This window comes from Pseudonocardia sp. SID8383 (genome assembly GCF_009864975.1).
Classification (GTDB): Bacteria; Actinomycetota; Actinomycetes; order Mycobacteriales; family Pseudonocardiaceae; genus Pseudonocardia; species Pseudonocardia alni.
In genome coordinates, this window is record NZ_WWFY01001263.1 from 1 (window position 1) to 420 (window position 420).

The 420-nt window shown below is 76.9% G+C and carries 1 protein-coding gene; it reads left to right on the forward strand.

What is annotated here, in order from left to right; translation table 11 throughout:
* Positions 1–420: phosphopantetheine-binding protein (locus GTW08_RS30830; RefSeq protein ID WP_161152904.1), on the forward strand; the 420-nt coding region annotated here is incomplete at both ends.

The following is a 420-nucleotide window of genomic DNA, read 5'->3' on the forward strand; positions in this document are numbered from 1 at the left end:
ACCCGGCCGCGGCCCGGTTCGCCGCCGAGCTGGTCCCGGTGCTGCGCGAGGACCTGCGGGCAGCCCTGCCCGACCACCTCGTGCCGTCGGCGTTCGTGCTGCTCGACGAGCTGCCGCTGACCGCCAACGGCAAGCTCGACACCCGCGCGCTGCCCGTCCCCGACGCCCGCGCCGCCGCGGCGCCGTCGCGGGCCCCGGAGACCGCGACCGAGCAGGCCCTCTGCACGGTGTTCGCCGAGGTCCTCGGCCTCGACGAGGTCGGCGTGGACGACGACTTCTTCGACCTCGGCGGGCACTCGCTGCTCGCCACCCGGATCGTCGCCCGGCTGCGCACCGCGCTCGGGGCCGAGGTGTCGATCCGCGACCTGTTCACCGAGCCGACACCGGCCCGGCTCGCCGCCCACCTCGACGCCGGTGACG